The 5,847-nt window shown below is 42.1% G+C and carries 6 protein-coding genes; 3 read left to right on the top strand and 3 right to left on the bottom strand.

All coding sequences use genetic code 11. The annotated features are described in order from the left end of the window. The 3 genes from VFM80_RS04610 to VFM80_RS04600 form a co-directional block, all read right to left on the bottom strand. Window positions 1–2,463: exodeoxyribonuclease V subunit gamma (locus VFM80_RS04610; protein WP_395070025.1), on the bottom strand; the 2,463-nt coding region annotated here is incomplete at its 3' end. Between the two features lie 57 nt (window positions 2,464–2,520). After that, the gene (locus VFM80_RS04605) at window positions 2,521–2,829 is read right to left on the bottom strand and encodes a hypothetical protein (RefSeq protein WP_395070023.1); all 309 of its coding nucleotides are present in this window, start codon (window positions 2,827–2,829) and stop codon (window positions 2,521–2,523) included. Window positions 2,830–2,832: 3 nt separating this feature from the next. Beyond that, entirely contained in the window at window positions 2,833–3,591 is a 759-nt protein-coding gene (locus VFM80_RS04600) for a ParA family protein (protein WP_395070021.1), read from the bottom strand. 178 nt (window positions 3,592–3,769) lie between these two features. On the opposite strand from VFM80_RS04600, the gene VFM80_RS04595 reads away from it, so the two are divergent. The 3 genes from VFM80_RS04595 to galE are packed head-to-tail and all read left to right on the top strand — an operon-like array spanning window position 3,770 to window position 5,522. Further along, a complete protein-coding gene (locus VFM80_RS04595; protein WP_395070019.1) occupies window positions 3,770–4,144 on the top strand; it encodes an acyl-CoA thioesterase in 375 nt (124 codons plus the stop codon). Window positions 4,145–4,148: 4 nt separating this feature from the next. Beyond that, a complete protein-coding gene (locus VFM80_RS04590; protein WP_395070017.1) occupies window positions 4,149–4,496 on the top strand; it encodes a taurine dioxygenase in 348 nt (115 codons plus the stop codon). 12 nt (window positions 4,497–4,508) lie between these two features. Continuing rightward, a complete protein-coding gene (gene galE, locus VFM80_RS04585) occupies window positions 4,509–5,522 on the top strand; it encodes a UDP-glucose 4-epimerase GalE (protein ID WP_395070015.1) in 1,014 nt (337 codons plus the stop codon). The last annotated feature ends 325 nt before the right edge of the window (window positions 5,523–5,847 follow it).

Raw genomic sequence — 5,847 nt, 5'->3', positions numbered from 1 at the left:
GAAGGCCTTTTCTCCCTGCAGTTTCTCCGGGATCATAGAGGAAGCGACCGCATACTCATACACCCGATCAACAGATTCCTTATTCGTTAAAGACCGAAACAGAAGATCATCCAATTTGTACCGCTCCAACCCTTTAAGCTTGAATGACTCCCGGTCTTCTATTGAATTAAAAGTATCATAGTTGCCAATATTTAATTTATTCTCCAACAGGTACTTGCTTGGATGACCAAAATATTTAATTAGATCGTTAATATTGATCCCGGTAATCAATTCATCCGTCTTCAGGTCAAGACTATCATCCATAAACAAACTCTCCGACCCAATGACATCTCCAGAAGTTTGCTTAGCTAAAGCCAGATTTTTAATTGAAAAGGAAACCGGCCCTTCATCTGAAAAATATCTCTTATTGAATGGGTGAAGGCTATGGCGATTTATGCCTTTTTCCGGATCTTCATGTAACACATCAAGCAGTTGCTGGATCAAAATGGAGGGCAATCGAATAGAATCTGACCGCTGGTCTTGTCCCTGATAACTTAGATATAAATGATCACGGGCTGCCTGCATGGTTTCCAGAAACAGATAGGTATCATCTTCTTTCAGTACCCGGTCTCCCGGCCGGGGATCTGCATAGATAAGATCAAACTCAGGTCTTACCGCTTTACGAGGGAAAACGCCTTCATTCATTCCCAAAACGGCAATAAACTTAAACGGAACCGATCGATATGGAACATAGGAACTCACGGTCACACCCTGCCCAAAACGGCCTGAACCAGAATTTTGTGACTCTAACTGTCCACTGAGCCAGGACTTTATCAGGTTGAATGAAACCCCATCTTCCATAGCTGAGTAAGCAGCCTGTTCCTTCAGCTTATTAAGAAGCTTTGTAAGGCGAACATATTCCCCTGCCCGGGATGTAGATTCCCCAAAGAAGTTATACACAAGACGACGAGTGAAGTCCAGCCATTGGTCCGGCGTTTTCTCACTTCCGGATATTTCCTCAGAAGCTTGTTTAAGTAAATGAACAAACCGGGATAGTTTTGCCGTTAAAGCCCCGTCATCTGAAGATGATACCTGATGAGAAGGTGCCAGGCCCTCAAACACTTGCAAGCTATCCGAATGCATTATAAATCCGGACAAGAGCTGATTTAAGCCTTTCTGCCAGGAATATTGACTATTAAAGTCATCTCCGATCTGTTGATGGATCTTATTTTCAACAACCCACTGTTCGATCAGATTAAGGTCTGCATCCGAAAAAGAAAAGTGAGCTTTAATAGGATCAAGCTGCATAAACTGCAGAACTGAGGTAGCTTTAAAGGAAGATGAGATCAGCTCTAAAAGCTCAGATAGTACGTATTCATAGGATTCTACACTTCCAATAGACACTCTTGAGACCGGGATCGCCGGCTCGCCTTTATCCGCCCCGAATACAGTCTCTAACATCCCGGAATAGGATTCAGCATCAGGAACCATCACTAACACATCATGGGGTTTGGAATCTGGATTTTCATCGAAATACTCCAGCACTCTGTCTTTTAGAACCTGTATTTCCCTGAGTTTGTTGTGGCAGGAATGCACTTCAATAGACGGTTTATGCGCTGGATCTGAGACTTCTATTACTTCTTCAGTAAATTTTAACTTCCTGTTACCAAGAATTTGATCCAATAAAGAATCCCGTTCTGTTTCAGGCTTTTTCCAGTTATCGTACAAGGAATCCAGCCCTGAATCTCCCTGCACATTAGCCGTTTTCCGGCCAAAGAAGTGAACATATTTATGTTTAGATAATTCACAGATGATCTGCATAAATGGCTGTGGGACATGTGAAAGACCGAATACAAAAACCCGACCCGGTATATTATCGAGAAATGCATCCCCGTCATCCATCCAGTCAATAAGTTCAATGAATGCTTGTGACCGACGGGGAATATCTTCTAATCCTGGAGCCGAGAAACCGATTTTGTTCAAACGCCTCCAAATTATCGCCTGCCAGCGCTCGTTAATGTTTTTGGAGGTGTACTCCCCTTTGAGCCATTTCTCCATCATAGCGGGGCGATAAACCTGATACTGATCAAAGTTATCCGCTAACTGAGAGCAAAAATAAAATCTCTTCTTGGGATGATCTTCTGAAACATCATAAAACGGGACTTCACCAAGCAGATCAGTTTCCTTCGTCAACAGATCAAACAATAGCCACTGCATGGCATTTAAGTCGCTGGGCAATACCCGGGGCACCTCTTCTCTTTTAAGACGGTACAGTGTCCACAGAAATTCTGAGGGAAATATGAATCTGAAATTACCGGCAATCCCCTGATGGGCAGCTACCTTTAATGAAAGCCACTCTTTGATCTCATTATTCTGAACTACTACCCAAGTCGGTTTCAGCGGGTCTGATGCATCAGATCTGAGGATCTCAGAAAATTGTTGCGCGAGTTGATCTAAAGAATGTGAGTAATAGGAATGAAACATAGTGCCTTTTATATGCGGCACATTATAAGAAAAGCAACGTGGATAAAAACAATAAAATTACTCGGCGGAAGCATCACTTTTGGATGTGATATTTTTCAACGAATCTTTAAGAATATCATTAACTAAGGCTGAATAGGATACATCTTTTTGGTCAGCCAGACTTTTAACTCTTTTGACCAGCGGTTCTTCCAGGTAATAACTGGCAGTGATCTTAGTCACTTTATGTTCGTCATGTTCGTCGTTAGACGCGTCCTTGTCAAACTCTTCGTCTTCATCACTCCCGGTGGGATTAATGAAGTCAAAAGAAGCATGTCTCCGCGTACTGTATGCCAGCGGATTATGTCCAAGGCTCTTTTTCTTACTCATTTCTTACTTGCCGTTTTTGATTTCCTTAGCTAGAGCGAAATAGTCTTGCGCACCTGCGCTGTTGCCATCGTATTCAAATATCGTTTTATGGTGACTCGGGGCTTCAGCAAGGGCCACATTATCCCGAATGATCGTCTTAAATACTTTAGGGCCAAAATAATCTTTGATATGCCCCACCACTTCTTTGTTCAAATTTTTACGGCTGTCATAGAGTGTACAAATAATGCCACCCACTTCCAGCTGATTATTCAGCCGTTGCTGCACAACCTTAACCAGATCAAGCAGTTTTGAGAGTCCGTGAAGCGCCAAATATTCTGATTGAAGAACAATGAAAATATCTTTTACGGCTGTAAAAGCATTCAGCGTCAATAGACCTAAGTTAGGCGGGCAATCAATGAGTACATAGTCGTAATCATGATTCTTTTCCAGGTCTTTCATTACGTTCTTCAATAGACCTTCCCTTGCCGGTTCACTCGCCAATTCAAGTTCAGCTCCGGAAAGTTCCAACGAAGACGGAACGAAATCAAAACCATTGTGCTCTATAATTAACTCATCAATACTTACAGTGCCTCTTAAGGCATGATAAATGGTTTTATCAAGTCTGTGAGAGTGAGTTCTTAACGAATAGGTTAAATTAGCCTGTGGATCCAGATCTATCAGAAGCACTTTCTTGCCTAGTTTAGCAAGTCCGGCCCCAAGATTAATGGTAGTCGTTGTTTTGCCAACTCCGCCCTTCTGATTTGTTAATGCTATTGTCTTCATAAGTTTAAGCCGTGATAAATTCTATTTACATAGAGAGTACAAAATTCTCCCTTTGTTACAATAATATTAGTTCTATTGATTGTCCAATAAAACTTTCTAATTCTAATAGTCAAAATGAAATTACTTCATTATTGCTTTAACTCTTATCTTAAAGGTACTAATAAACTATAAGGATAAAATGAGATTTTTTAGCAGAAAACTAATTAAACCGGAAGACCTTAACGCACACGGCACCCTATTTGGCGGTACCGTAATATCCTGGATCGATGAGGAAGCAGCTATATATGTGCTTTGTCAGCTCGGTAAAGGTAATATTGTCACTAAATTCATGTCCGAAATAAATTTTGTCCATTCAGCGAAATTGGGTGAAGTTATTGAAATTGGCATGGAAACCGTTAAATTCGGGCGGACTTCTATAACCGTTAAATGTCTGGTGCGCAATAAATTCAGTAAAGAAACAATCATAAGCATCGATAAAATAGTGTTTGTGCATCTGGATGAATTTGGAAAGCCCACCCCTCACAATATTGTTGAACCCGTAAACGAAGATTAAGAGATTGAAGAAGAATAATACGTTAATAGACTTTTCGGGACTTTCGAAAATGCTCTACGGTGAAGAAAAATATATACGTGAATTCGCTAATGCAGCTATTGATTCATTTGATGAATTTTCCACTAATTACAGCAAATTCCTTTTGGTGCGCGATGAAACCAACTTCCGTAAAGCCGGACATAAGATAAAGCCCGTGGCACAAATGCTTGGCCTTGATCAGATCATTGAAGAGTACGAGCACGCAAAAACACTGCTTTGGGATGAAAAACCGGATAAGGAACTGAAAGCTTCATCCGATAAGATCCGGGGTATTTGTGATGAGATCATTGAAGAGCTGAAAGAAAAAACCTAATAGTAATAGATCATGAATGTACTTGTAACAGGCGGAGCAGGATATATTGGTAGTCATACTGTTTTAGAACTGCTGAACGATGGCCATGAGGTGATTGTGATCGATAATCTTTCTAATAGCAGCAAAGAATCGCTCAGAAGAGTCAAGGACATTACCGGAAAAGACCTCACGCTTTTTAAAGAGGATCTATTGAATAAAGAGCAGGTCAATAAGATCTTTTCTGATCATGATATCGATTCCGTGATCCATTTTGCCGGATTCAAGGCTGTGGGTGAGTCAGTTGCGAAACCCCTCATGTATTATGACAATAACATTACCGGTACCATTAACCTGTGTGAGGTCATGAAGAAGCACGGTGTTAAAAATATTGTATTCTCCTCTTCTGCAACTGTTTATGGTGATCCTCAAAAAGTACCGATAACTGAAGACTCCCCTCTCTCTGCCACAAACCCCTATGGACGAACCAAGCTTTTCATTGAGAATATATTGAAAGATCTGCATATCGCAGATGACTCCTGGAATATCGCTCTGTTGCGTTATTTTAATCCGATCGGCGCGCACAAAAGCGGGCTGATCGGCGAAGACCCCAATGACATTCCCAATAATCTGATGCCCTATATTTCCCAAGTTGCCGTGGGCAAGCTGAATGAACTGGCCGTATTCGGGGATGATTACCCCACCCACGACGGCACCGGCGTTCGGGACTACATCCATGTGGTGGATCTGGCTATAGGTCACTTAAAAGCCCTTGATAAACTAAATTCGGATCCGGGCCTATTGGTTTATAACCTCGGAACCGGCAAAGGCTCCAGTGTCCTCGATATGGTAAAGGCTTTTGAAGAAGCTTCCGGTAAAAAGATCCCTTACAAGGTAACTCCCCGTCGCCCCGGAGATATTGCCGAATGTTACGCCGATCCCACCAAAGCCGAGCATGAACTCGGTTGGAAAGCCACCCGCGGCATCAAAGAAATGTGCGAAGACACCTGGAGATGGCAGTCCAAGAACCCTGATGGGTATGAGGGGTGATTTTTTTCTTGTTGAGATGGCACCTGCATCAGGCTTTTTTATGTCTCATATAAACCCCTATCAGGCAACCTGAGCTGCATTCACCATCCAGAATGGAATGTTGAATATTCAACAAGGAACATTTAATATTGAAGTAATGGTTGGAAATAATTATCCGGCATAGTAGGTGTAGCAAGAACCTGTCCCTCTTTGGAGAGGGAATGCGTAATGAACTTGTTCATTCAGCGAGGGAGAGGACCGTATGGTACAACCAAGCCTAATTGCATCCATCAGACGGCTCTTTGTGGGATTGGAATGCCTGACCCTTAAACAGCCGTCAGATGGG

The organism is Gracilimonas sp., from assembly GCF_035704785.1.
Lineage (GTDB): Bacteria > Bacteroidota > Rhodothermia > Balneolales > Balneolaceae > Gracilimonas.
This window is presented reverse-complemented; position numbering and strand designations above follow the sequence as displayed.